The sequence below is a fragment of the Pseudomonas sp. BN414 genome (genome assembly GCF_029871275.1).
GTDB classification, from domain to species: domain Bacteria; phylum Pseudomonadota; class Gammaproteobacteria; order Pseudomonadales; family Pseudomonadaceae; genus Metapseudomonas; species Metapseudomonas resinovorans_C.
Genome location: NZ_SSOL01000078.1, coordinates 423,208 through 448,671 on the forward strand (window position 1 = coordinate 423,208; position 25,464 = coordinate 448,671).

Consider the following 25,464-nt stretch of genomic DNA (forward strand, 5'->3'; position numbering starts at 1 on the left):
TCAGGCCTCCTGTTGGAAATCGGCGAAGTGGTGGTCGGACTCGGCCAGGCGACGGATCAGCGCGGCCGGCTGCCAGTGGCTGCCGAAGCGCTCGGCCAGCGCGCCCAGGCGCTCGCGGATGGCCGGCAGCCCTTGGCTGTCGGCCCAGGCCATCGGCCCGCCCTTGTCTGCCGGGAAGCCGTAGCCGTTGAGGTAAACGGTGTCGATATCGGCGCTGGAGGCCGCGATGCCTTCTTCGAGGATCTTCGCCCCTTCGTTGACCAGGGCCAGCAGGCAACGCTCGAGGATTTCTTCCTGGCCGATGTCGCGGCGCTCGAAGCCAAGCTGCTCGGACACCTGCAGCACCAGGGCATCCACTTCCGGGTCGGGCTCGGCCTGGCGGCTGCCTTCGGCGTAGCGGTAGTAGCCCATGCGCGCCTTCTGGCCGAAACGGCCCAACGCGCAGAGACGGTTGTCCACCTGCACCGCGGGATCGTCCTGGCCTTTCCCGGCCAGATCGCGGGCGCGCCATTCCAGGTCGATGCCGACCACGTCGTACATGCGGAAGGGACCCATGGCGAAGCCGAAGCCTTGCAGCGCGCTGTCCACCTGATGCGGATAGGCGCCTTCCAGCAGCATCATCCGCGCCTCGCGCACGTAGGTATGGAGCATGCGGTTGCCAATGAAGCCCTTGCAGTTGCCGGCCACCACGCTGACCTTGCCCATGCGTTGGCCCAATGCAACAGCGGCGTCCAGCACGGCGGGGGCGGTGCGGGCGCCGCGAACGATTTCCAGCAGTTTCATGATGTGCGCCGGGCTGAAGAAGTGCAGGCCCAGGACCTGCTGCGGGCGCCCGGTGACCGCGGCAATGGCATCGATATCCAGGGCCGAGGTGTTGCTGGCCAGGATCGCCGCAGGCTTCAGGCGGGCGTCCAGCTCACGGAAAATGGATTGCTTGAGCTCGAGGTTCTCGAAGACCGCTTCGATCACCAGATCGACCTCGGCCAGGTCGGCGTAGCTTCCCACCGGCTGGATGCGCGCGACGCGCTCGGCGGCCTGGGCCTCGCTGATGCGGCCCTGGCGCACGTTGTGCGCGTAGGTATCGGCTACCACGCCCTGAGCCTGCTCGAGCATCTGCGGATTGTTGTCCAGCCAGAGGACGTCGAGGCCAGCACTGGCCAGGCTCATGACGATGCCACGGCCCATGGTGCCGGCGCCGATCACGGCGGCCCGCTGGATGTTGGATGCGCTAGGGGTCACTGAGATGTCCTCTTGTTCTAGTAAGCGATAACGGACGCGGCCCCTCGTAGGAGCCAGCTTGCTGGCGAATGTGCTGCATGGTTCGCGAGCAAGCTCGCTCCTACAAACCTCGGTCGCCGCGTGATCACGAAAACGCCAAACACCTTAAGGAAGCCGGTACTATTTTTGAAATTTAGTCTTGTGATAGATGGCATTCCCCTGGTGAATATCTCCAACTTCGACCTCAACCTTCTGCGTGTGCTGGACGCCCTGCTGCGCGAACGCAACGTCTCGCGCGCGGCGGAACGTCTTTCCCTCAGCCAGCCGGCAGTAAGCAATGCACTCAACCGGCTGCGCGAGTTGCTTGGCGACCCCTTGCTTGTGCGCGTGGGCCGGGCGATGCAGCCGACGCCAAGGGCGCTGGCGCTGGAAACGCCGATCCGTGCGGCGCTCAAGCAGATCGAGCAGAGCCTGGTCGTCGGAGAAGGCTTCGATCCGGCGCGTAGCCGCCAGCGCTTTACCATCGCCGTGACCGACTACGTGGAACTGATCTGCATGCCGCGCCTGTTGCAGCAGCTGGCAGAGGAGGCACCGGGGTTGAAGATCGCCATCCGCCACCTCTCGCCGAGCCTGCCCGCCGCCGCTCTGGACCAGGGTGAGTTGGACTTGGTGCTAGGCCGCTTCGAGAGCATTCCCGCGCGCTTCGTCAGCCGCCGCTGGATGAGTGAAACGCTGCGCCTGGTGGCCCGACGCGACCATCCGCAAATGCAGGAAGCACCTGACCTGTCCGGTTTTCTCAGGCTACGCCACCTCTGGGTACACGGTGGCCAGACCAAAGGCATGGTAGATCAATGGCTGGGGGAGCAAGGGCTGGCACGGGACATCGTCTACACCACCCCCAACTATCTGCAGGCGGCGCATATCGTCGCCAGTACCGACCTCACCGTGGTGCTGCCGGCGCGGCTGGCCCAGCACTTCGCCAGCCTGCTGCCCTTGCAGGTACATCCCCTGCCCTTCGCCGTCGGGCCTTTCCATCTCGACCTGGTGAGCGTGGCCCAACGCGAGGAGGACGAAGCGTTGCAATGGCTGATCGAGCGCCTGATGGGTATCGGCCGGATATGAGGGGGATGAATAGGGTGGGCTTCAGCCCACCGGGATGATGGGTATCGCTCCGCTCCACCCATCCTACGGAGGCGCCTGTGGGGGCGAATTCATTCGCGATTGAAATCGCTCCCACAGGCAGCGGGGATCGTCAGAACTGGTTGCGGATGACCGCTTCGTCGAAGGCCAGTTTGCCAATACGCGGTCTCGCGGCGACGGCTTGCTTGCCGACGGCGACCATCAGGCCAATGGCATGGTTCTCCGGCAGGCGGATCAGGTCGGCCACGGCGTCGAAATCGAAGCCGTCCATGGGGCAGGTATCCAGACCCTTGCCGCGGGCAGCGAGCATCAGGGTCTGGGCGACCAGGCCGCAGCTGCGCATCACTTCATCGCGCTGCACCCGGGGCTTGTCACGGTAGTAGGTGTCGATGGCGCCGGCCATGAAGTCCTGCACCGGCTGCGGAGCTTCCTCCCAGACGCGGGCGGCGTCCTTCTCCCAGGCATCGAGGCGGGCGCAGACGATCACCAGCATCGAGGCTTCGGTGACCTGGGACTGGTCCCAGGCCACATCGCGAATACGCTGGCGCAGGGCCGGATCGCTGACTTCCACCAGGCGCACGTGCTGCAGGTTGAAGGCGGTGGGGGCGAGCAAGGCCAGTTGCAGCAGCTCGTCTTTTTCTTCGCGGCTGATGCTGTGGCCGGTGTCGTAGGCCTTGATGGCGCGGCGGCTGCGGATGGCGTCGTCAATGTGCATGTAGGAATCCTTGGGAGAGGCGTGATTGAAAGTGGCGCCATCCTAAGCAGCCGGAAGGCTTGCTTCCAACACTGATTAACGATGGTGTCGATCAAAAAATCCGTATGGCCCCACCTGTGGGGGGCTGGCCTTTCCTGTAGGGGCGAATGAATTCGCTGTGTCTGCATGTGGGAGCTGGCTTGCCAGCGAATGTCCCCCTTTTCGCTAGCAAGCTAGCTCCTACAAGGCTCCTGCCTGGCAACAGCTAACGCAGACATAGCCAATGAACTCGCCCCTACAAGTCCCGCTGTTGGCTTACCCATGCGCGCACCTCGGCGTAGGGATAGGCTTCCAGCGCGGCGAAGCCCGGCAGGTTGCGCGCCTTGAGCCGCGTGAAGAGCGGCGCGGTGATGCCGCAGAGCATGCGCGTGAGGCATTCGACGCCGGGTCGCTCGCCCTTCAGTTCTTCGAAGCGCTGGATGAAGCCGCCACACAGGGCGCTGAAGTTGCGCTCCGCCAATGACGGCAGCGCAGCCGGCGCCGGCAGCTGCGCCACACGTCCCTGGCAGACCGAACAATGGCCGCAACGCTCCGGGACGTCGTGGTCACCGAAGTAGTGGGCCAGCCTCGCGCTGAGACAGGTCTCGCTGGCGAACAGGGCCAGCATCGCCTGGATGCGGCCGATTTCGCTACGCTCCTGCTGGCGAAAGTAGTCATGCAGCTCGACAGCCAACGCTTCCGGCTCGAAGTCGCGATTGTCCACGGCGTAGACCTCAGTCATTTGCTTGCTTTCCAGCTCGATCCAGCCGCGCTCCTGGAAGTAGTCCAGGGCCTTCACCGCGCGGCTGCGTTCAGCGCTGTATTCGCGGTACAGGCGGTCGAAATCAACGGTGCACCAGGTACGCGCGCGGGTGGATGTGCGCAGCAAGGCGTCGACGAACTGACGGCGCTCGCCTTCGAACTGCGCCACCAGCGCTTCGGGCTCCAGCAGGTGCTTGAAACGGTACTCGGCGAAGTAGGCGTAAAGCGGCGCGATGATGCCGCGCAGCTCCAGCTGCACCAGCAGGGTCTTGAGCGGAAGCTGGCGAATGTTGCTCTGGTCGGAGAGCGCGCCGAGCATCAGCTCCCAGCGTTCACCGCCCTGCCCCGCCGCCTTGAGCTCCGCCAGTACCTGGCGGATGCCGGCGAGTTCCGGCGTATCGCCATAGACGAAGTTCTCCAGCACGTTGAGGCTGTCGCGGTTGGCCAGTACCAGGCAGTCCGATGGCTTGCCGTCGCGCCCTGCTCGGCCGATTTCCTGGCTGTAGTTCTCCACTGACTTGGGCAGGTCGTAGTGCACCACCTGGCGAATGTCGCTCTTGTCGATGCCCATGCCGAAGGCGATGGTCGCGACCATCACGTTGACCTGCCCGGCCATGAACCGGCGCTGCAGCGCCTCGCGCTCGTCATGGGGCATGCCGGCGTGGTAGGCGTTGGCCGCAACGCCCCGTTGACTCAGGCGCGCTGCGACTTCTTCAGCGGTCTTTTGTAAGGTCACGTAGACGATGGCGGGCTGCCCGCTGCGCTGTCCCAACCAATCCACCAGTCGTTCCAGCTTGCGTTCGCCGGCCACCGGCTCCACCAACAGGTTGAGGTTGGAGCGGTAGAAGCCGGTGGTGATGACATCGGCATCGGCGATGGCGAACTTGCGCTGCATATCGGCGATCACCGTGGGCGTCGCCGTGGCGGTCAACAGCAACACCTGGGGGATGCCGAACTGGCGCTGGTACTCGGGAAGCTTGAGGTAGTCGGGGCGGAAGTTGTGCCCCCACTCGGAAATACAGTGGGCCTCATCCACCACCAGCAGGGAAATTGGCACCTGCTGGATAAAGCCACGGAATCGCTCGTTCTTCAGCCGCTCCACGGAAATCATCAGGATCTTCAGTTCGCCGGAGCGGGCCCGCGCCATGACCTCGGCGGCCTCCTCGCGGCTCTGTGCCGAGTCGATGCTGGCAGCGGCGATACCGTGGCGGTGCAGGAAGGCCAGTTGGTCCTGCATCAGCGCCAGCAGCGGCGATACCACCAGGGTCAGGTGTGGCAGATGCAACGCCGGCAGCTGGTAGCACAGCGACTTGCCGGAACCAGTGGGGAAGATGGCGGCGGCCGAACGGCCCGCCAGCACGGCGGAGATGGCGGCTTCCTGGCCGGGACGGAAATGGTCGTAACCGAAGACCTTGGCGAGGCTGGTTGCGGGCATGGGGATCACTCCTTTGATGGGGCATTGATCATGACCCCAAGCACACCGCCTCGGCGCGCCAACTGGGTGGGACGATTCCGGAACTTCGGTGCGAATGTTACGGCTCGGTGCGGTCGTAGGGTGGGTCACGCTTCATCGACCCACCGTCGCGCTCGGAAGGGGTACAGATGGCGCAGGCGCCTGATGGGTTTCGCTTCGCTCAACGCCATCCTACTCGACCGACAACAATGAAAAAGCCGCCCGGAGGCGGCTTCTTCGACAAGGACGCGGTGCGGCTTAGAGCTGCGGGCCGGCGTTCTTGATGGCGTCGGAGACTTCGAACTTCTTGAAGTTCTCGACGAACTGCTTGGCCAGGGCCTTGGCGGCTTCGTCGTAGGCAGCCTTGTCAGCCCAGGTGTTGCGCGGGTTGAGCAGGTTGGTTTCGACGCCCGGTACGGCTTTCGGCACGTCCAGGTTGATGGTGTCCAGGTGCTCGGTCTCGGCACCGATCAGGGCACCGCTCTGGATGGCAGCGATCACGCCACGGGTGGTCGGGATGTTGAAGCGCTTGCCAACGCCGTAGCCACCACCGGTCCAACCGGTGTTGACCAGGTACACCTTGGAGCCGAAGCCCTGGATGCGCTTGATCAGCAGTTCAGCGTACTCGCCAGCCGGACGCGGGAAGAACGGTGCGCCGAAGCAGGTGGAGAAGGTGGACTTGATGCCGCCGCCGGAACCCATTTCAGTGGAACCGACCAGCGCGGTGTAGCCGGACAGGAAGTGGTAGGCAGCCTGCTCGTTGTTCAGGATGGAAACGGGCGGCAGCACGCCGGTCAGGTCGCAGGTCAGGAAGATCACTGCGTTCGGCTCGCCGGCACGGTTGGCCTCGACGCGCTTCTCGACCAGGTGCAGCGGGTAGGCCGCCCGGGTGTTCTGGGTCAGGCTGTCATCGCTGTAGTCAGGCAGGCGGGTTTCCGGGTTCAGGACCACGTTTTCCAGCACGGCGCCGAACTGGATGGCTTTCCAGATTACCGGCTCGTTCTTCTCGGACAGGTCGATGCACTTGGCGTAGCAGCCGCCTTCGATGTTGAACACGGTGCCCACGCCCCAGCCGTGCTCGTCGTCACCGATCAGGTAACGGCTTTCATCAGCGGACAGGGTGGTCTTGCCGGTGCCGGACAGGCCGAAGAACAGGGTGGTGTCGCCTTCTTCGCCAACGTTGGCGGCGCAGTGCATCGGCAGCACGTCTTTTTCCGGCAGCAGGAAGTTCTGCACGGAGAACATGGCCTTCTTCATTTCACCGGCGTAGCGCATGCCGGCGATCAGCACTTTCTTGGCGGCGAAGTTGAGGATCACGCAACCATCGGAGTTGGTGCCGTCACGCTCCGGCTCGCAGACGAAGTTCGGGGCGTTGAGGATCTGCCACTCCTGGCGGGACTGCGGGTTGTACTGTTCCGGGTTGATGAACAGGCAACGGCCGAACAGGTTGTGCCAGGCGGTCTCGGTGGTCATCTTGACGGCCAGGTAGTGCTCGGGATCCGCGCCAACGTGCACGTGGGAGACGAAACGCTCACGTTCGGTCACATAAGCGTCAACGCGGCTCCACAGCGCATCGAATTTGTCCGCCGAGAAGGCACGGTTGATGTTGCCCCAGGCGATTTTGGCTTCGGTGCTCGGCTCTTGAACGATGAAACGATCTGCCGGAGAACGACCGGTGCGATGACCGGTTTTCACTACCAACGAACCGTTGGCGGCCAGTTCACCCTCGCCACGGCGGATGGCCTCTTCGACCAGTTGCGCGGCGCTGATATCGGTGTACACGGCGTTATTGGCTTGCGTCATGTGGTTCCCCGTCGGCTAAAAGCCGAGTCCTCCAAACGTTTTGTAGTGGGTACTGCGACCCCCTACAGCGAAAAAAGTGCGCGCGATTATGCCAGAAAAGCCCGCTTTGGGTAGAAACCTCCTGTCAGGGAGGCATATTCATGACCGATAATCGCACCCCGGTCACTCAGCGACCTTGCGGGCACACTACATCTTTTCAGTGGCGCGTTTCCGACGGCGCGGCGCTGCCGCCACCGGCGAACAGCTGGGCGATATCCGCCGCATCGAAGCTGTAGCGCTGGTTGCAGAACTGGCAGTCGATCACCACGGTGCCGCCGCTTTCCTGCAGCAGGGCTTCGGCGTCGTCCTTGCCCAGGCTCACCAGCGCGTTGGCCGAACGCTGACGCGAGCAGCTGCAGCGGAAGTGGATGGCCTGGGGATCGAACAGGCGCACCGTTTCTTCATGATAGAGGCGGTGCAGCACGGTCTCGTTGTCCAGACCGAGCAGTTCTTCGGCGGTCAGGGTGTCGGCCAGGGTGGTCAGGTGCTGCCAGTTGGCCTCGCGGGCCTCGGGGTCCTTCAGGCGATCGGCCGGCAGGGCCTGGAGCAACATGCCACGGGCATTGCGACCGTCGGCGTTGAGCCAGAAGCGGGTGGGCAACTGCTGGGAGTTGTCGAAATAGCTGGAAAGGCATTCGGCCAGGGTGGCGCCTTCCAGGGCGACGATGCCTTGGTAGCGCTGGCCCTGCTTCGGGTCCACGGTCAGGGTCAACGACCCTTCGGGCATCAGCTCGGCCAGGCCGGCGGACGGGCTGACCTGGCTGGCGTGGTAACGGGCGATGCCACGCAGTTCACGGTCGCTGGAGCATTCCACCATCAGCAGCGGAACCGCGCCGGAGGAACGTGCCTGCAGTACCAGCAGGCCATCGAACTTCAGGGTGCCGACCAACAGGGAAGCGGCGGCGAGCATCTCACCGAGCAGCTGGGCAACCGGCTCCGGGTAAGGATGCTTGGCCAGGACGTGGGCGTAGCTCTCGCCGAGAGAGACCAGTTCGCCGCGCACATCGGTGTCGTCGAATAGAAAACGTTGGGTGAAATCGGACATGCCGGACTCGCTGCATTTGGGCCAATTTGGCCGAAAGGCTGGCGATTTTATGCGCAAATCCGTCAACGGACCAAGGGCCGGTTATCTATCGCCGGCTCGGGTGTTTTCTATCGATGCTCAGCGCGCGCTTGGAAGCCCGTATTCGCCGGCCTTTATTCGCTGCCACCCCGCAGGAAATGAATCTGCCTGCGCTGCTTCTTGGTCGGCCGGCCATCGGTCTGGATACCCAGGGCACCGGCCTTGCGCATGGCGGCAGCCTCTTCCCGTTTGGCCAGGCTCTCGGCCGTTTCCTCATAGAGGGTCTGAGCTTCCGGTGCGCCGCGACGCACCGCGGAAAGCGCACGGACAATGACGGTGCGTTCATCGAAACCGGTGCGGATCACATACTCGTCGCCGACACGCGGCTCCTTCGAAGGCTTGCAGCGCTCGCCGTGATGGTGGACCTTGCCACCCTCGATGGCTTCCTTGGCCAGGGCGCGGGTCTTGTAGAAGCGCGCCGCCCAGAGCCATTTGTCGAGGCGCACCTTGTCGTCTTTTTCGTCTTTATCACGCATGACTGGATTCCATCCTGCGCGGGCTGTCCCATTTGTCAGCCCGGTCTAAGCTCAGCCAGGGCCAGATGCAGTTGTCACATCGGCCCACTAGAATGCGCCAACTTTACCGGAAAGCCTGTATTGAAGACTTTCGACCATCTCTCCGTGATCGGACTCCGCGAGTGGATCGCCCTGCCGGAACTTGGCATGGTTGGCCTGCGCGCGAAGATCGATACCGGAGCCAGCACCTCTACCCTGCACGCCAGTGACATCGTCCCCTTCCAAAAGAAAGGCGAGAAGTGGGTCAGGTTCACCGCGCACCTTGGCACCCTGGTGCAGCGGCGACATCGTTGCGAGGCGCAGGTGGTTTCGGTAAAGACCATAAAAAGCTCCAACGGCCAGGCGCAGACCCGTTATGTCATTCGCACCCTGCTCGCGCTGGGTGACCGGATCTGGCCCATCGAGTTCACCCTGGCCTGCCGCAAGACCATGCGCTACCGCGTACTGCTGGGCTCCAAGGCCCTGGTGCAGGCGCAACTGGTGGTCAACCCGGCGCTCACCTACGTTCAGGAAAAACCGACTCTTTCCCTTCCGGGTGCCCAATGAAAATCGCCGTGTTATCGCGCAATCCGCGCCTGTATTCGACTCGCCGCCTCGTCGAGGCCGGCCAGCAGCGCGGCCATGAAATGGTGGTGATAGACACCCTGCGCGCCTATATGAACATCGCCAGCCACAAGCCGCAGATCCACTATCGCGGCCAGCCGCTGGAAGGCTTCGATGCGGTGATCCCGCGCATCGGCGCCTCGGTCACCTTCTATGGCTGCGCCGTGCTGCGCCAGTTCGAGATGATGGGGGTGTTCCCCCTCAATGAGTCGGTGGCCATCACCCGCTCGCGGGACAAGCTGCGTTCGCTGCAACTGCTGTCACGCAAGGGCATCGGCCTGCCGGTGACCGGTTTCGCCCACTCCCCCGACGACATCCCCGACCTGATCCGCATGGTCAACGGCGCCCCGCTGGTGATCAAGGTGCTGGAAGGCACCCAGGGCATAGGCGTGGTGCTGTGCGAAACGGAGAAGGCCGCCGAATCGGTGATCGAAGCCTTCATGGGCCTGAAGCAGAACATCATGGTGCAGGAGTACATCCGCGAAGCCGGCGGCGCTGACATCCGCTGCTTCGTGGTAGGCGATAAGGTGATCGCCTCGATGAAGCGCCAGGCCAAGCCCGGTGAATTCCGCTCCAACCTGCATCGCGGCGGCAGCGCCAGCCTGATCAAGATCACTCCGGAAGAGCGCATGACTGCGATCCGCGCCGCCAAGGTCATGGGCCTGTCGGTCGCGGGGGTCGATATCCTGCGTTCCAATCACGGGCCACTGGTGATGGAAGTGAATTCCTCGCCCGGCCTGGAAGGTATCGAGACCACCACCGAGCAGGACGTGGCCGGGATCATCATCCAGTACCTCGAGAAGAACGCCTGCCCCAACTCGACACGGACCAAGGGCAAGGGGTGAGTCTGCAGGGGCGAATTCATTGGCTATGTCTGCGTTAGCTGTTGTAGGAGCTAGCTTGCTAGCGAATAGAGGCCATTCGCTGGCAAGCCAGCTCCTACGAGCCCAAAGGGCCAGCTTCGCCGGCTATAGCGATTGAAATCGCCCCCACGGAAAAGCAACGGCGCCCTATAAACTGCGCACCACCACCTGCCGCTCTTCGCGGGCGCGCATCCAGCTGCGGAATCCTTCCTCGTCCAGCGGCCGACTGAAGTGATAGCCCTGGCCGAGCTCGCAGCCGCGCTGGCGCAGCATGGCCAGCTGCTCTTCTCCTTCGATGCCTTCGGCGATGCATTCCAGCCCGAGGTTGCGACCGATGGCCAGGATGGTTTCCACCAGGGCCAGGTCGCTCGCATCAGTTGCCAGTCCATCGACGAAGCTGCGATCGATCTTCAGCCGGTCGAGGGGCAGCCGCTTGAGGTACGCCAGGGATGAATAGCCCGTACCGAAATCGTCGATGGCGAAGCGCACGCCCAGGGCCTTGAGTGCCTGCATCGCGGAAATGCATTGCTCGACTTCTTCCAGCAGGCTGCCTTCGGTGATTTCCAGCTCCAGCCGCGTGCCCGACACACCATGGCGCTTGAGCGCACTATGGATGCGTTCGACGAAGCCGGGTTTGCGCAACTCGCGGGGACTGACGTTGATCGCCAGCACCAGCCATGGCATCTCCGTCTGCCAGTTGGCCAGGCACGAACAGGCGCGTTCCAACATCCAGTCCGACAGCTCGATGATCAGGCCGGTCTCTTCCGCCAACGGGATGAACTGCGCCGGCGGCACCTCGCCACGCGTGGGATGGTGCCAGCGCATCAAGGCCTCGGCGCCCAGCACGCGGCCATCGGACAGGGCCAGTTGCGGCTGGAATTCCAGGCTCAGTTGACCGCGGTCGATGGCCTGGCGCAGTTCGCTTTGCAGTTGCAGGCGCTGGTCGATGGCCGCCTGCATTTCCGGAGCGAAGAAATGCAGCGCGTTGCGCCCGGACTGCTTGGCCCGGTACATGGCGGTGTCCGCCTGCTTGAGGACATCCGCGGCGATCTGTTCGAGGAAGGGGTGAAGGGCGATGCCGATGCTGGCGCTGACCACCAGTTCGTGCTCGCCGATGATGTAGCTGCCGTGCAGGCTCTGCAGCAACTTGTCGCCCACTTCCGCAGCCAGTTTACCGGCCTGCTCCGGGCTATCGGCCAGGGCTTCCAGCAGCACCACGAACTCGTCGCCCCCGAGGCGCGCGAGGGTGTCTTCATTGCGCAGGCAACCCGCCAGGCGTGCGGTGACTTCTCTTAGCAAGGCGTCGCCCACCGGGTGACCGAGGCTGTCGTTGACCGTCTTGAAGTGATCCAGGTCGATGAACAACAGCGCGCCGTAGCGGGCTTCGCGTTGTTCGCGGGCCATGGCGTGTTGCAGGCGGTCGAGCAGCAATCGGCGGTTGGGCAGACCGGTGAGTTCGTCGCTGTAGGCCAGGCGTTCGATTTCGCGCTGATAGCGCTGACGTTCGGAAATGTCGGTGATGCTCAGGCGAATCAGCGGCCGGCCTTCACCAGGCAGGCGCACCAGGCGCACCTCACAGGGACGCACGCGACCGTTCACATCGCGCATCAACCAGTCGAAGGTCGGCGTGTCGCCCTTGAGCGCGGCGCGGGTGTAGGCATTTCCAAGCTCCCGCGAGGAGCGTCCATCAGCCTGCAACGGTGGACTGAAGCTGGTGGGCATGTGGCCCTTCAACTGCTCGCGGGACAGCCCGAACAGGCGCGCGGCATTCTCGTTGGCTTCCACGATGCCGAGCTGCGGATCGAACACCAGGATGGCTTCCGGGGCGTGCTCCACCAGGGTCCGGTAGCGCGCCTCGGCCTCGTGGCGGGCGCTGATGTCTTCCACCAGCGCCAGCAGGGCATAGAGCTGGCCATCCAGATCGCGCACCCCGCGGACGTTGACCCGCGTGTGCACAGTACCGCCAGAGCCTCTCATGAAGCGCTTGTCCAGCTCGTAGCCGTCGCGCTCCCCCTTGCGTACTTCGTCCAGCAGGGCCTCTTCCGCGGCCCGGTCCTCGGCCACCGTCATGCTCATCCAGTCGACGCCACGCAGCTGTTCGCGGGAGCGGCCGAGGATGCTGCAGAGCTTGTAGTTGACCTCTTCCCAGCGCTGGTCCGGGGTGCACAGGGCCATGCCGATCAGCGGCGCCTCGAAGAACAGGTGCAGGTGCTTGTCGCGCTCGTGTTGCAGGCGTTCCGAACGTTTCTGGGTGGTCAGGTCGAGCATGGCGCCATAGATACGGATCACCTGCTCGCCATCGTGTTCGGCCAGCCCCTTGATCCGCAGCCAGCGCGGTGTGCCGCGCGCGCCCTGGATGCGCAACTCCACATCGAAGGGCTCGGCGCTGCGCAGGCACTGCTCCAGGGTGTCTTCCAGCAGGGCGCGACTGGCCGGATCGAAGAAACTGAGCATCTGGCCGAGGCTGGGGGCACCTGCAGCCGGGTCCATCTCGTAGATGCGGAAGCTGCCCTCGCTCCAGGCCATCTTCAGGGCGGTGATTTCCAGCACCCAGCTGCCGATATCGGCGATGGCCTCGGTCTGGTTCAGCAGGTGGGTCTGGCGCAATAGCTCGTCGCGGCGGGTGTCGAGTTCCTCGGAAAGCATCTCGCGGCTGCTGACGTCGTGCTGCAGGGCGACGAAATGACTGATGCCCTGGGTATCCCGCATGGGCGCCACGGTGATCTCGTTCCAGAACAGGCTGCCGTCCTTGCGATAGTTGCGCAGCACCAGCTGACACTGCTCGCCGCGTTGCAGCGCGTCCTGCAGGCGCGGTAATTCGGACTGGTTGCGATCATGGTGGAGCAGGAAGCGCCAATGGTTGCCCAGCGCCTCTTCCCGCGAATAGCCGCTCATCTGCTCGAAGGCGGGGTTGCAGTAGATCAGCGGCTGGTCGGACTGACGCGCATCGACGATGGTGACGCCCAGCGGGCTGGCCTGCAGCGCCAGGTTGGTCAGGGCCAATTCCTTCTGCATCTCGTCGCGGCGACCGAGGGCCAGGCGCAGGTCGCTGAGGCTGCGACCCACCAGCAGCGCCGACATCATCAGCAGCAGCACGCTGAAGTACAGTTCGACGCCCCACTGCGGGTCGGCCAGGGCCGATCCACCATCCAGCTTGCGCAGCGCCGGCAGGGCAAGCACGGTCAGGGCGGTGAGTCCGGCCCCACAGAGCGCGCCAGGGAAGCCCCAGACCAGCGCCAGGCCGAGCATCATCATGCCGATGGGCGGCAAGGTGAGGATCAGCGGCACCACGGTGACCAGCCAGGGGATGAGCAGCGCCAGCGCCAGCAACAGCGGCCAGGGCGGCAGACGGTGCAGGGTTTCGGGCAGCGCTTCCACCGGCTCGGGCACCCAGCCATGGCGGCTGAACAGCGGCGTCAGGTAGGTCAGCAGCGGCAGGCTCACGGCAAGGGTCGTCAGGCAGGCGCCGGGCCAGACCAGCAAGGCGGAGTTGCCCCAACTGTCGCGGACAGGATTGCCGCTCAGCATCAGGGCCACCTGCTCGCCGTAGACCAGCAGGCTGACCGGCAGCAGCACACCGTAGAGCATGAAGCGCAGCAGTTCGGGGAAATCACGCAGGTCGGCGTGACAGCCGGAACGTCTGAGCGCCCACCAGCCGGCAGCCACGCTGAGGGTTTCCGGGATGGCGTAGAGCGGCGCCCAGTAAAGATTCAGGTCCCACAGCGGCACGCTGAGCAGCGCATTGAAGTAAATGGCGGGCAATACTCGCGCGCCCCACCAGAGGCAGAACACCAGGCCGAGCGCGAAAGGCAGGTACCACACGGCGAGCCCGCTGGACGCCTGGGTCAGCAAGGACACCCAGGTAGCCAGATGCAGCAGCGGCAGCGGCAACCACCAGGTCCATTGGGGAAGTCGGAAAGGAGCGGCTTGCATACTGACCTCATGTCGGTGCGCAAGCTGAAGATAGCCCAGCGCCGCAGAAGCGTACGCCTAAAATATGGCCGCGTGGCATCACCGCCGATGGCAGGCCGGAATCCGGGACCGAAGGGATTTCAAGAAAAGTAGCGCCCAGCCGGGCGCTTGCGGAATGCCGTTCCGCACGAAAACGCGCCGAGCGATGGTCAGGCTAGGCGGAAATCGGCGAGGCCGCGGAGTTGACGACTGTCAATGAGCAGGCCGAGCCGATTTCCAACGACGCATGGCCGAAGCGCAGGCCGTTTTCGTAGGAACCTAAACCGCGTCGCGGGGGAGCATTAGCCCGAGGGGCAGGCAGACGCGTGCTTCCAGACCACCACCGGAGCGATTACGCAGCTCGACGCTGCCGCCATGCTGCGCGGCGATGCGCTTGACGATGGCCAGCCCCAGGCCGGTGCCCTTGCCGCCACGGGCGCGGTCGCCGCGAATGAACGGGTTGAAGATGTCCTGCAGTTCCGCCGGATCGATCCCCTGGCCGCGATCCAGCACGCTGAGCACGACGTAGGGTGCGGCGTTGTCGCCCGCCACGAAAGCTGCAACTTCGACACCGTTGCCACCATATCGCAGCGCGTTCTCGATCAGATTCACCAACAGCCGTTTCATCGACACCCGCCGCAGCGGGAATGGCGGCAACGGTTCCAGGCACAGGCGCACCTGTTCTTCCTGCTGGTTATAGGGTGCCACCACCTCGCAGACCAGTTCGCCCAGGTCCAGCTCTTCCACGCGCTCGTCACGGCCGTCGCGGATGAAGGCGAGGAACTGGTCGAGGATGGCGTCCATGTCCTCGATATCGCGGACCATGTCGTCGGTCAGCTCGGAGTCGTTGCTCATCAGCTCCAGCGACAAGCGCAGCCGCGTCAGCGGTGTGCGCAGGTCGTGCGAGACACCGGCCAGCATCAGTTCGCGCTCGCGGGCGCCGCGTTCGACGTCCTCGGCCATCTGGTTGAAGGCGCGGTACACCTCGGCCATCTCGCTCGGCGTGTCGCTCACCGGCAGGCGCACGCTGCGGCCCTGGCCGACCTGACGGGCGGCAAAGACGAGACGCTTGAGCGGGGCGTTGAGCTGGCGCACGAAGATCCATGCAGCGGCGGTGGACAGCAGGCCAATACCGAGGAACCAGCCGAGCACGCTCCAGATTCGCTGGCCGCGCAGGGGGTGTGGATAAAGCGGGATACGCACCCAGTCCGGTCCCAGCTCCGGTGCGTGGACCCAGAGAGCCGGCGGGCTTTGCGCGCGCAGGCGCACTTCAGTACCGGGACCGAGCTCGGCCTGCATCTGGCGCTGGAAGATTTCGCTGTAGGGCCAGTGCTGCTCGCTGGCCGGCACGGCGTCGCGGGTCACCCGCTTGAGGCCGGCGGCCTTGGCCAGGTCGTGACGCTCTTCTTCACTCGCTGCCCAATAGGCACGCAGGGTCAGCGCCGCACCGTGGCTGTACTGGCGGTCCACCAGCACGTCCTCGTTCATCATCAGGTAGACCAGGGTCAGCGCCTTGGAAAACAGGACGACGATGAGCACCAGCCACAGGGTGCGGGAGAAGAAGCTCTGCGGGAACCAGTAGGGGGTACGCATCACCACCCTGGGTTGCCCGGCGGCGGGGACCCCCGCCGCGCGTTCACTTGTTGCCATCGGGCACGAACACGTAGCCGACGCCCCAGACGGTCTGGATATAGCGAGGCTTGGAAGGGTCCGGTTCGATCAGCCGGCGCAGACGGGAGATCTGCACGTCGATGGAGCGCTCCAGGGCGTCCCACTCGCGGCCACGGGCCAGGTTCATCAGTTTGTCGCGGGTCAGCGGCTCGCGGGCGTGCTGAACCAGCGCCTTGAGTACGGCGAACTCACCGGTGGTGAGCATCTGCACGTCGTCACCTTTCTTCAGCTCGCGGGTAGCCAGGGACAGCTCGTAGTCGCCGAAGCTGACGCTCTCGTCCTCGCTCGCCGGCGCGCCTGGCACCTGCGGCGCCTGGCGGCGCAGCACGGCCTTGATCCGCGCCAGCAGCTCGCGGGGGTTGAACGGCTTGGCCAGGTAGTCGTCGGCGCCCAGTTCCAGGCCCTGGATGCGGCTGGTCTCGTCGCCCTTGGCGGTGAGCATGATGATCGGCACCTGGTTGTTCGATGCGCGCAGTCGCCGGCAGGCCGACAGGCCATCCTCGCCGGGCAGCATCAGGTCCAGGACTACCAGGCTGAAGAGTTCGCGAGCCAGCAGGCGATCCATCTGCTCGACGTTCTCCACGGCGCGTACGCGAAAGCCCTGTTCGTCGAGGAAGCGCTCAAGAAGGCGCCGCAGACGGGCGTCGTCATCGACAATAAGGATCTTTTCGCCTTCAGCGGTCGGGTTGCTGCTCATGTTTTCTCCTGTTCGGCAAGCCGCACATTATCGCTTGCCAGCGGCTCGCGGCGGCTTGCCCATTGTTAGCAGATTTTTCCCCGAACGGTTTCCTACCCTTCGAAACTCGGTGTTTATAATGCGGCGCCTTTCATCACCGGCGAGCCCTGGCTCGCCGGTCTGTCATTCTGCGGCAGCCTCAGCGGCCCGGCCCGGGTTGCCGCCCATGCAGGTGTTTTCAATGGACAGCATCAACAACCGCATCGCCGAAGAACTGGGCGTGCGCCCGCAACAGGTCGCCGCCGCAGTGGAACTGCTGGACGAAGGTTCGACCGTGCCTTTCATCGCCCGTTACCGGAAAGAAGTCACCGGCAGCCTCGACGACACCCAGCTGCGTAACCTCGAAGAACGCCTGCGCTACCTGCGCGAGATGGAAGAGCGCCGCACCTCGATCCTCGCCAGCATCACCGAACAGGGCAAGCTGACCCCCGAACTGGAGCGCGAGATCAAGCTCGCCGACACCAAGACCCGCCTCGAAGACCTGTACCTGCCCTACAAGCAGAAGCGCCGCACCAAGGGCCAGATCGCCCTGGAAGCCGGCCTCGGCGAGCTGGCCGATGCACTGTTCAATGACCCATCCCTGGCTCCGGAAGCCGAAGCCGAACGTTTCATCGACGCTGAAAAGGGCTTTGCCGACATCAAGGCCGTGCTCGAAGGCGCCAAGTACATCCTCATGGAGCGCTTCGCCGAAGACGCCACGCTGCTGGCCAACCTGCGCGGTTTTCTCAAGGACGGCGCCACCCTCAGCGCCCGCCTGGTCGCCGGCAAGGAGCAGGAAGGCGCCAAGTTCAGCGACTACTTCGAGCACGACGAAAACCTCAAGGGCGTGCCCTCGCACCGTGCACTGGCGATCTTCCGTGGCCGCAATGAAGGCGTCCTGAGCATCGCCCTGAAGGTCGGCGAAGAGCTGCCCGGCACCCTGCATCCCTGCGAGCTGATGATTGGTGAGCGCTTCGGCATCTCCAACCAGGGCCGCGCCGGCGACAAGTGGCTGTCCGAAGTGGTGCGCTGGACCTGGAAGGTCAAGCTCTATACCCACCTGGAAACCGACCTGCTCGGCGAGCTGCGCGAAGCCGCCGAAAGCGAAGCCATCAACGTTTTCGCCCGCAACCTGCATGACCTGTTGCTGGCCGCCCCGGCCGGCCCGCGCGCCACCCTGGGCCTCGACCCGGGCCTGCGCACCGGCTGCAAAGTGGCCGTGGTCGATGCCACCGGCAAGCTGCTGGACACCGCCACCGTCTACCCCCACGTGCCGCACAACAAGTGGGACGAGACCCTGGCCATCCTCGGCAAGCTCTGCGCCAAGCACAGCGTCGACCTGATCGCCATCGGCAACGGCACCGCCAGCCGCGAGACCGACAAGCTGGCCATCGAGCTGATCAAGAAATACCCGGCCCTGAAGATGACCAAGATCATGGTCAGCGAGGCCGGCGCTTCGGTGTACTCCGCCTCCGAGTTGGCAGCGAAGGAGTTCCCGGACCTGGACGTCTCCCTGCGTGGCGCCGTTTCCATCGCCCGCCGCCTGCAGGACCCGCTGGCCGAGCTGGTGAAGATCGACCCGAAATCCATCGGCGTCGGCCAGTACCAGCACGACGTGTCCCAGCTTCAGCTGGCGCGTAGCCTGGACGCCGTGGTGGAAGACTGCGTGAACGCCGTGGGCGTGGACGTGAACACCGCCTCCGCCGCCCTGCTGGCGCGCATCTCCGGCCTCAATTCCACCCTGGCGCAGAACATCGTCACCTACCGCGATGCCAACGGCGCGTTCAAGACCCGCGACGAGCTGAAGAAGGTCAGCCGCCTGGGCGAGAAGACCTTCGAGCAGGCCGCCGGCTTCCTCCGCGTAATGAATGGCGACAACCCGCTGGACGCCTCCGCCGTGCACCCGGAGACCTACCCGCTGGTGCAGCGCATCGCCGAAGGCACCGGCCGCGACATCCGCTCGCTGCTTGGCGACTCGGGCTTCCTCAAGCGTCTGGACCCGGCGAAGTTCACCGACAAGACCTTCGGCCTGCCCACCGTCACCGACATCATCAAGGAACTGGACAAGCCGGGCCGCGACCCGCGCCCCGAGTTCAAGACCGCCGAGTTCCAGGAAGGCGTGGAAAGCCTCAAGGACCTCAAGCCCGGCATGACGCTGGAAGGCGTGGTGACCAACGTCACCAACTTCGGCGCCTTCGTCGACATCGGCGTCCACCAGGACGGCCTGGTGCACATCTCCGCGCTGTCGGAGAAGTTCGTCAAAGACCCGTACGAAGTGGTCAAGGCCGGTGACATCGTCCGCGTGAAAGTCATGGAAGTGGACATCCCGCGTAACCGCGTGGGCCTGTCCATGCGCATGAGCGACACGCCCGGCGAGAAGGTCGAAGGCCCACGCGGCGGCGGTCGCCAGGGCGGCCAGCCGCGCCAGCAGCAGAGCGCGCCGCGCAACAGCGCTCCGCCGGCGACCGGCGCCATGGCATCGCTATTCGCCAACGCCAAGCAGATGAAGAAGAAGTGACGATGGACTTCACCGACCAGCAAACCACCAGCGCCTACAGCAAGCTGCTGGGTATCGAGCCGCTGAGCCTCGGCGATGGCATCGCCGAGGCGCGGCTGCCCATGGACGAGCACCTGCGCAATCGTGGCCAGGTCATGCATGGCGGGGCGATTTTCTCGCTGCTGGACATCACCATGGGGCTGGCCTGCACCAGCACCCATGGTTTCGACCGGCGCAGCGCCACGCTGGAGTGCAAGATCAACTACCTGCGGCCGGTGGCGGAAGGTGAGGTGATCTGTAAGGCACGGGTTCTGCACGCCGGCAAACGCACGCTGGTGGTGGAGGCCGATGTACTGCAAGGCGACAAACTGGTCGCCAAGGGACAAGGCACCTTCGCTCAGCTGTAACAGCGGGGCAGTTGCAAAGCTCTATTCTGGACGAAGCGACAACGCGACCCGCCGGCTGGAAAAGTATTTCGGCCGGCGGCCAAGTCCGCCTCTTGTAGACAGCTTGGTCCACCCCCATATTGGGGCGACCGACGCGTGAAGGATTCCAAATTGAGCGATCTTCTTTCCCGCCGCCTGGCCTTGCTCGGCGAGCGCGCCAACCTGCCCCTGCTCACCCGTTGCCTGCACGGCATCGAGCGCGAGTGCCTGCGGGTCGATGGCAATGGCCAACTGGCGCTGACGCCGCACTCCCCCGCGCTGGGCTCGGCCCTGACCCATGCGCAGATCACCACGGACTATTCCGAGTCGCTGCTGGAGTTCATCACTCCGGCCGAGGCCGATCCGGCGCAGACCCTGGCGGACCTGGAGAAGGTCCATCGCTTCACCGTGGACAAGCTTGGCGATGAGCTGCTCTGGAGCCCGTCCATGCCTTGCCGGCTGCCGTCGGAAGAAGACATCCCGATCGCCCGCTACGGCACCTCGCCCATTGGCCGCCTGAAGTACGTCTATCGCAAGGGCCTGGCCGTGCGTTACGGCAAGACCATGCAGTGCATTGCCGGCATCCACTACAACTATTCCCTGCCCGAGGCGATCTGGCCGCTGCTCAAGCAGGCCGAAGGCGATCCGCAGAGCGACCGCGAATACCAGTCGGCGCGCTACATCGCCATGATCCGCAACTTCCGCCGCTACAGCTGGCTGCTGATGTACCTGTTCGGCGCCGCCCCTGCGCTGGACAAGAGCTTCCTGCGCGGCCGCCCGCACGATCTCGACAGCCTCGACGCGGACACGCTCTTCCTGCCGTATGCCACCAGCCTGCGGATGAGTGACCTGGGCTACCAGAACAATGCCCAGGCCGGTCTCACGCCCTGCTACAACAGCCTCGACAGCTACCTGTCGAGCCTGCGCCAGGCGGTCTCCACGCCCTACCCGCCCTATGCCGAGATCGGCACCAAGCAGGACGGCGAATGGGTGCAGCTGAACACCAACGTGATCCAGATCGAAAACGAGTACTACTCGTCGATTCGTCCCAAGCGCGTCACCTACACCGGCGAGCGCCCGATCCAGGCGCTGATGGCCCGTGGCGTGCAGTACGTGGAAGTGCGCTGCCTCGACATCAACCCGTTCCTGCCGCTGGGCATCGACCTCAGCGAGGCCCGCTTCCTCGATGCCTTCCTGCTGTTCTGCGCCCTGCAGGACAGCCCGCCGATGGCCGGCGAGGAATGCCGCAGCGCCACCGACAACTTCCAGCGTGTGGTCAAGGAAGGACGCCGTCCGGGTCTGACCCTGCAACGCCACGGCCATGCCGTCGGCCTCACCGAGTGGGCCGGCGATCTGCTCGACCGCATCGCGCGGACCGCCGAAGTGCTGGACCGCGCGCTAGGCATCGAGGAACACGCCGAGGCCCTGGCCGCACAGCGCGCCAAGGTCGCCAATTCCGAGCTGACCCCTTCGGCCCAGGTCCTGGCGGAACTTCGCGGCAATGGCGAAAGCTTCAGCCAGTTCGCCCTGCGCCACAGCCGCCAGCACGCCGATTACTTCCGCAGCCAACCCCTGAGCGTCGAGGACCAGGCACGCTTCGAGGCCCTGGCTCGCGAATCGCTGGACGAGCAGGCGCGCCTGGAAGCCGAACCGGAAGTGGATTTCGACACCTTCGTCGCCGCCTACCAGGCGAGCATCCTGGGCCTGATCAGCAACTGATCGGACGGGGGAAACCCTTGTGGGGGCGAATTCATTCGCCAAGGGCAGCTCTGCTGCCCCCTGCAACTTCGAGGGCAGGTCTACGACCTGCTCAGCGAATGAATTCGCCCCCACAGAAAAGCAGCCCCACCCCGTAAGGGCGAGGCGCTCGGACGAGCCTCAGAGGGTCTTCTCGAATATCTGCGAATTGCGCTGGTAGTTGTACAGCGAGGCACGCGCTGCCGGCAGGTGCTCGACGCCGCTGGGCTGGAAGCCGCGCTCGCGGAACCAGTGGGCGGTTCGGGTGGTGAGGACGAAGAGGGTCTTCAGGCCGAGGGCGCGGGCACGTTCCTCGATGCGCTCCAGCAACTCGTCACCACGTCCGCCGTGACGATACTCCGGATTCACCGCCAGGCAGGCCAGCTCACCGGTATCGGAATCGGCGATGGGATAGAGCGCTGCGCAGGCGATGATCAGGCCGTCGCGCTCGACGATGGTGAATTGCTCGATTTCCCGCTCCAGCACCTCACGCGAACGGCGCACCAGGATGCCCTGGTCTTCCAGCGGGGTGATCAGGTCGATCAGGCCCCCGACGTCGTCGATGGTGGCTTCACGCAGGGATTCGAACTGCTCCTGGTCCACCAGGGTGCCGCCGCCGTCACGGGTGAACAGTTCGGTCAGCAGAGAACCGTCCTCGGCATAGCTGACCATGTGGCTGCGCTTGACCCCGGCGCGGCAGGCCTGGGCGGCAGCGTCCAGCAGTTCGGCCTGGTAGTTGTTGCCCAGCCGGATCAGGTGCGGCGGCACCTGTTGCGGGCGCAGCTCGCGCACCAGCTTGCCGGACTCGTCGATCAGACCGCGCTCGGCGCCGAACAGGATCAGCTTGTCCGCGCCCAGGTCGATGGCCACGCGAGTGGCCACGTCCTCGCAGGCGAGGTTGAAGATCTCCCCGGTGGGCGAATAGCCGAGCGGCGACAGCAGCACGATGGTGCGCTCGTCCAGCAGGCGGCCGATGCCCTTGCGGTCGACCCGACGCACTTCACCGGTATGGTGGTAGTCAACGCCGTCGACGACGCCGATGGGACGCGCCGTGACGAAATTGCCGGTGCTTACCCGCAGCCGCGAACCCTGCATGGGGGACGCGGCGATATCCATGGACAGGCGCGCCTCGATGGCGATCCGCAGTTGGCCCACGGCATCGATCACGCACTCCAGCGTCGGGCCGTCCGTGATCCGCAGGTCGCGGTGGAAGTGCGGGGTCAGGCCACGCGTGGCCAGTCGCGTTTCGATTTGCGGCCGCGAGCCGTGCACCAGCACCAGGCGCACGCCCATGCTGTGCAGCAGCACCAGGTCGTGGACGATATTGCCGAAATTCGGATGGGCGACGCCCTCGCCGGGCAGCATCACCACGAAGGTGCAGTCCCGGTGGGCGTTGATGTAGGGAGTAGCGTGACGCAGCCAGTTGACGTAATCGGGCATGGTTCCGTGAGCCTGAACAGGTGGCGAATAGACGAAGGCGTGCTCGGCCGGCGAGCAGTGAGTCGGCGCGTTATCGTCGTCGCATGAGCATCAACGGAAACCCTCTCGGTCAGGATGTGGCGGCGGATTGAAGGCAGTAATGCTGGATGAGCTGACGCAATAGCGCAACGGTAGGCTCGATCCGCGACAGTTCGAGATGCTCGTCCGGCTGGTGGGCGCAGGCGATGTCGCCGGGGCCGAGCACCAGGGTCTCGCAACCGAGCTGCTGAAGATACGGCGCTTCGGTGCCGAAGGCCACCGCTTGCGCCGTATGGCCGGTGAGACGTTCGGCCAGGCGCACCAGATCACTTTCCGGCGATTGCTCGAACGGCGGCACCGCCGGGAACAGCGGCTTGAAGTCGATTTTCACCTGGTAATGCTCGGCCACCGGGCGCAGCCGCTGGCGGATCACGGCGCGCAGGGTGTCCGGGTTCATTCCCGGAAGCGGACGCAGGTCGAACTCCAGGCTGCACTGGCCGCAGATACGGTTGGGGTTGTCGCCACCATGGATGCAGCCGAGGTTGAGGGTGGGCTGGGGCACAGTGAATTGCGGGTTACGGAACTCCTGCTGCCATTCGCCACGCAGCTCGATCAGGTCGCTCATCACCGCATGCATGGCTTCCAGGGCGCTATGGCCGAGGCTCGGGTCGGAGGAATGGCCGCTCTGTCCAAGGATGTCGATGCGCTCCATCATCACGCCCTTGTGCAGGCGAATGGGTTTGAGCCCCGTCGGCTCGCCGATCACGGCTGCGCGGCCCAGGGGCCTGCCGGCCTGGGCCAGGGCGCGGGCACCGGCCATTGAGCTTTCCTCGTCGCAGGTGGCGAGGATGATCAGCGGCTGCTGGAACCGCTGGTCCAGCAGGCCGCGCACGGCCTCGATAGCCAGGGGAAAGAAGCCCTTCATGTCGCAGCTGCCCAGGCCATACCAGCGATTGCTGACTTCACTGAGCTTCAGCGGGTCGGTTTTCCACAGGGCGGCGTCGAACGGCACGGTGTCGCTGTGGCCCGCCAGCACCAGGCCGCCGGGGCCCGTACCGTAGGTCGCCAGCAGGTTGGCCTTGCCCGGCGCCACCTGCTGGATCTCACAACGGAAGCCAAGGTCGCCGAGCCAGCTGGCGAGCAAGTCGATCACCGCCTGGTTCGACTGGTCCCAACTGGGCTGGGTGCAGCTCACCGAGGGCGTGGCGATCAGCGCGGCGAACTGCGATTTCAGGTCTGGAACGGACATCGGGGAGCCTCCACGGACGAGCGATCATCATAGGCCCAAGGCCGCGCGCGGCGAAACCGCTGCGGCGCAGTGCCGACCGGTCCTGTAAACTTCACCGCCTTGGTAGCCACCCCCTGGCTGCGTCTGAAAGATCCCGGCGATGAACAAAGAGACCGAAATCAAGCTTCGCGCCAGCCGCGAGACCCTGGAAGCCCTGCGCGACCATCCGCTGCTGAAGAAGCGCAACAAGTCCGGCTGGGAACGCCGCGAGCTATTCAACCAGTACTTCGACACCCCCGAACGGGACCTGGCCCAGGCCCGCGTGGCCCTGCGCCTGCGCCGTGACGGCGAGCAGTTCATCCAGACCCTCAAGACCCGCGGCCAGAGCGTAGCCGGGCTGTCCGAGCGCAATGAGTGGGACTGGTACCTGGACAAGGCCAAGCTGGACCCGAAGAAACTCACCGACGAGTGCTGGCCCGCCAGCCTGGCCGAGCTGGACAAGAAGCAGCTCAAGCCGATCTTCACCACCGACTTCCAGCGCGACCGGGCCGAGATCGCCTGGGGCCGTGGCAAGGCCAAGGTCGTGATCGAAGCCGCCCTGGACCTGGGCAAGGTGATCGCCGGCAAGCAGGAAGAAGAAATCTGCGAACTGGAGCTGGAACTGCGCCAGGGCGAGCCCGAGGCCCTGCTGGAGCTGGCCGCTGAATTGGCCACCGACCTGCCGCTGATGCCCTGCGACATCAGCAAGGCCGAGCGCGGTTATCGCCTGCACGACGCCAACAGCTACCACCTCAGCCTGCCGGCTCCGGAACTCAGCGCCGAGCTGCCGCTGGACGACGCCTTCGCCGCGCTGGCCTGGCACCTGCTGGGGAGCAGCCAGCGTCTGGCCGAGCAATACCGTTTCAATGGCCACTGGAAGCTGCTGGTGGACTGGCTGCAGCAACTGGTCGACCTGCGCGCCCTGATCGGCAGCCTTGGCCAGGCCGCCCCGCGCGCCAGCAGCCACGACCTGCGCGAAGCCCTGGATGGCCTGCTCCAGGACTGGCGCCCGCGCATCCAGGCCGGTGAGTTGGACGAAGCCGTACGCCACGCCGCGCCGCAGCAGTTCGCCGACGAGCTCGCCGGCATCCGTTGGGGCCTGTTCTCCCTCAATGCCTCGCGCTGGCTGCTGGCCCGCGCCTGGACTGTCGAACGCAACGAACGTGGCAATCGCCAGGGCAAGGCCGTGCTGGGCAACTGGCTGCCGCGTCTGATCGCCGAGGAAGGCGAAGCCCTCAAGCTGGATCGCTACAAGCGCCAGCCCGAGGACCTGTCCGAGCAGCTTCCGCGCATCGAGCGCCTGCTGGTCTGGCTGCGCCTGGCGCGCCAGGTGCTGGAAGTGCCGGAAGTCGACCGCGCCTATGGCGAGCTGTCCAAGTTCGCCGAACTGGCCGCCCAGCCGCTGGACGCAGAAGTACTGGCAGCCCGCAGCGAGCAGGCTCAGGCCCTGATCAGCCTGCGCAGCTGGAAGGCGCTGACCCGCTAAGGCGG

18 protein-coding genes are annotated in these 25,464 nt (G+C 65.0%); 7 read left to right on the plus strand and 11 right to left on the minus strand.

Annotated elements, in window-relative coordinates:
• Positions 1-1,239 (minus strand): 3-hydroxyacyl-CoA dehydrogenase, encoded by a 1,239-nt coding sequence (locus E8E95_RS27220; protein WP_280355293.1) that lies wholly within the window; start codon positions 1,237-1,239, stop codon positions 1-3.
• Positions 1,240-1,440: 201 nt separating this feature from the next.
• Here E8E95_RS27220 and E8E95_RS27225 point away from each other — a divergent pair, with 201 nt between their 5' ends.
• Positions 1,441-2,340, plus strand: coding sequence for a LysR family transcriptional regulator (locus E8E95_RS27225; RefSeq protein WP_280355443.1), 900 nt, complete (start codon positions 1,441-1,443; stop codon positions 2,338-2,340).
• 130 nt (positions 2,341-2,470) lie between these two features.
• Here the strand turns inward: E8E95_RS27225 and E8E95_RS27230 are convergent, their stop codons facing one another.
• The 5 genes from E8E95_RS27230 to E8E95_RS27250 form a co-directional block, all read right to left on the minus strand.
• Positions 2,471-3,073 (minus strand): nitroreductase family protein, encoded by a 603-nt coding sequence (locus E8E95_RS27230; RefSeq protein ID WP_280355294.1) that lies wholly within the window; start codon positions 3,071-3,073, stop codon positions 2,471-2,473.
• A 274-nt stretch (positions 3,074-3,347) separates the two neighbouring features.
• A complete protein-coding gene (locus tag E8E95_RS27235; protein ID WP_280355296.1) occupies positions 3,348-5,288 on the minus strand; it encodes an ATP-dependent DNA helicase RecQ in 1,941 nt (646 codons plus the stop codon).
• A 276-nt stretch (positions 5,289-5,564) separates the two neighbouring features.
• Positions 5,565-7,109: a phosphoenolpyruvate carboxykinase gene (locus tag E8E95_RS27240; RefSeq protein ID WP_280355298.1), complete on the minus strand. Its 1,545-nt coding sequence runs from the start codon at positions 7,107-7,109 to the stop codon at positions 5,565-5,567.
• 196 nt (positions 7,110-7,305) lie between these two features.
• Complete coding sequence (gene hslO, locus E8E95_RS27245; protein WP_280355300.1) at positions 7,306-8,193, minus strand: Hsp33 family molecular chaperone HslO; 888 nt, start codon at positions 8,191-8,193, stop codon at positions 7,306-7,308.
• A 152-nt stretch (positions 8,194-8,345) separates the two neighbouring features.
• Entirely contained in the window at positions 8,346-8,747 is a 402-nt protein-coding gene (locus E8E95_RS27250; protein WP_280355302.1) for a S4 domain-containing protein, read from the minus strand.
• Between the two features lie 147 nt (positions 8,748-8,894).
• Here E8E95_RS27250 and E8E95_RS27255 point away from each other — a divergent pair, with 147 nt between their 5' ends.
• Together E8E95_RS27255 and rimK are read left to right on the plus strand one after the other, a co-directional pair.
• A complete protein-coding gene (locus tag E8E95_RS27255; protein WP_280355445.1) occupies positions 8,895-9,332 on the plus strand; it encodes an ATP-dependent zinc protease in 438 nt (145 codons plus the stop codon).
• Positions 9,329-10,234, plus strand: coding sequence for a 30S ribosomal protein S6--L-glutamate ligase (gene rimK, locus E8E95_RS27260; protein WP_120654039.1), 906 nt, complete (start codon positions 9,329-9,331; stop codon positions 10,232-10,234). Before E8E95_RS27255 ends, rimK begins: the two co-directional genes overlap by 4 nt.
• A gap of 165 nt (positions 10,235-10,399) precedes the next feature.
• On the opposite strand, the gene E8E95_RS27265 is transcribed toward rimK, so the two are convergent.
• The 3 genes from E8E95_RS27265 to ompR all read right to left on the minus strand — a co-directional run bounded on the left by E8E95_RS27265 (position 10,400) and on the right by ompR (position 16,571).
• A complete protein-coding gene (locus tag E8E95_RS27265) occupies positions 10,400-14,185 on the minus strand; it encodes an EAL domain-containing protein (protein WP_280355304.1) in 3,786 nt (1,261 codons plus the stop codon).
• 297 nt (positions 14,186-14,482) lie between these two features.
• Positions 14,483-15,796 (minus strand): ATP-binding protein, encoded by a 1,314-nt coding sequence (locus E8E95_RS27270; protein ID WP_077525641.1) that lies wholly within the window; start codon positions 15,794-15,796, stop codon positions 14,483-14,485.
• Between the two features lie 43 nt (positions 15,797-15,839).
• A complete protein-coding gene (gene ompR / locus E8E95_RS27275; protein WP_280355306.1) occupies positions 15,840-16,571 on the minus strand; it encodes a two-component system response regulator OmpR in 732 nt (243 codons plus the stop codon).
• 220 nt (positions 16,572-16,791) lie between these two features.
• Here ompR and E8E95_RS27280 point away from each other — a divergent pair, with 220 nt between their 5' ends.
• From E8E95_RS27280 to gshA, 3 genes are all read left to right on the plus strand, one after another.
• On the plus strand, positions 16,792-19,107 hold the full coding sequence (locus E8E95_RS27280) for a Tex family protein (protein ID WP_280355307.1): 2,316 nt from the start codon (positions 16,792-16,794) through the stop codon (positions 19,105-19,107).
• 2 nt (positions 19,108-19,109) lie between these two features.
• Positions 19,110-19,493 (plus strand): PaaI family thioesterase, encoded by a 384-nt coding sequence (locus E8E95_RS27285; protein WP_280355308.1) that lies wholly within the window; start codon positions 19,110-19,112, stop codon positions 19,491-19,493.
• A 150-nt stretch (positions 19,494-19,643) separates the two neighbouring features.
• Positions 19,644-21,230, plus strand: coding sequence for a glutamate--cysteine ligase (gshA, locus tag E8E95_RS27290; protein WP_280355310.1), 1,587 nt, complete (start codon positions 19,644-19,646; stop codon positions 21,228-21,230).
• A 159-nt stretch (positions 21,231-21,389) separates the two neighbouring features.
• On the opposite strand, the gene argA is transcribed toward gshA, so the two are convergent.
• On the minus strand, positions 21,390-22,688 hold the full coding sequence (argA, locus tag E8E95_RS27295) for an amino-acid N-acetyltransferase (RefSeq protein WP_280355312.1): 1,299 nt from the start codon (positions 22,686-22,688) through the stop codon (positions 21,390-21,392).
• A gap of 109 nt (positions 22,689-22,797) precedes the next feature.
• The gene (gene argE / locus E8E95_RS27300; RefSeq protein WP_280355313.1) at positions 22,798-23,955 is read right to left on the minus strand and encodes an acetylornithine deacetylase; all 1,158 of its coding nucleotides are present in this window, start codon (positions 23,953-23,955) and stop codon (positions 22,798-22,800) included.
• A 139-nt stretch (positions 23,956-24,094) separates the two neighbouring features.
• Between argE and E8E95_RS27305 the strand changes: the two genes are divergently transcribed.
• The gene (locus E8E95_RS27305) at positions 24,095-25,459 is read left to right on the plus strand and encodes a CYTH domain-containing protein (protein ID WP_280355314.1); all 1,365 of its coding nucleotides are present in this window, start codon (positions 24,095-24,097) and stop codon (positions 25,457-25,459) included.
• The last annotated feature ends 5 nt before the right edge of the window (positions 25,460-25,464 follow it).